This is a genomic window from Arthrobacter sp. 10T413_2, assembly GCF_056394205.1.
This window is the reverse complement of the sequence record NZ_JBFTHK010000358.1, coordinates 1-1,125: the sequence shown is the minus strand read 5'-3', so window position 1 is coordinate 1,125 and position 1,125 is coordinate 1. Positions and strand designations below refer to the sequence as shown.

2 protein-coding genes are annotated in these 1,125 nt (G+C 68.8%); both read left to right on the top strand.

Annotated elements, in window-relative coordinates; all coding sequences use genetic code 11:
- On the top strand, nucleotides 1-521 hold a 521-nt coding region (locus AC1DBQ_RS23430), incomplete at its 5' end, for an AAA family ATPase (protein WP_476930770.1).
- An 83-nt stretch (nucleotides 522-604) separates the two neighbouring features.
- The coding region (locus tag AC1DBQ_RS23425; RefSeq protein WP_476930771.1) for an ABC transporter permease at nucleotides 605-1,125 on the top strand (521 nt) is incomplete at its 3' end.

Genomic DNA, 1,125 nt, shown 5'->3' with positions numbered 1-1,125 from the left:
GCCTTGCCCTTGCGGCGGCGCTGGTCGGCAACCCGGAGGTCCTCTTCCTCGACGAGCCGAGCGCCGGTCTGGACCCGCAGTCCCGCCAGATGGTCTTCGACCTCATCGCCGAGCTGCGCAACAGCGGGATGGGAATCATCCTCACCACCCACCTGATGGACGACGCCCAGCGCCTGGCCGACTACGTCTACATCATCGACGCCGGACGGAACGTCGCCGAAGGCACCGTCGCCCAGCTCCTGCAGCATCAGCTGCCCGCCGGCGATGACGGGCAGCACATCCGCACCCTGCTTTTTGAAACCGAACCGGGTCTGGACTTCACCGGCGTACTGCCCGACGGCGTCGAGGTCACCGAGGCCCGGGCCGGCAGCTACGCCGTGACCGGCGCGCTGAGCCCGGCGGACCTCGCGACGATCACCGCATGGTGGGCCGCGCGCGGGATCATGCCCAGCTCCCTGAGCCTTGAGGCACGCAGCCTCGAGGACGTCTTCCTGGACATCTCCGGAAGGGAGATCCGATGACCCGCGTTTCCGGCGGTGCCCCCCTGGGCAGTGCGCCGCTCACAGCACACGGCAGCGCACCCGCTCCACTGCTGCGCAGGATCATGCTGCAGGGACGGTACGAAACCATCACCATGCTCCGGAACGGCGAGCAGCTGATCCTCGCGATCGTCCTGCCGCTGCTGGCCATGGTCGGCCTGACTKTGACGCCGCTGCTGGACGGGCTCGGTTCGAGCCGCATCAACGTTGCCGTCCCCGGCATCCTGGCCCTGTGCGCCATGTCCACCGCCTTCACGGGCCAGGGCATCGCCACCGGCTTCGACCGCCGCTACGGCGTGCTGCGCTTTCTTTCCACCACTCCCCTGGGCCGCACCGGAYTGATTGCGGGCAAGATCCTGGCCGTCCTGGCCGTCTTGTTCCTGCAGGTGCTCATCGTCTCAGCCGTGGCCTTGGTGTTGGGCTGGCAGCCCAACCCCGCGGGCTGGCTCCCCGGCATGGTCATCCTGGTGCTCGGGGCCGCATGCTTCACCGCGCTGGGGCTACTGGTCGCCGGGACGGTCCGGCCGGAGGCGACCCTGGCCATCACCAACCTGCTCTGGATTCTGCTTGGGGCCTTGGGCGGGAT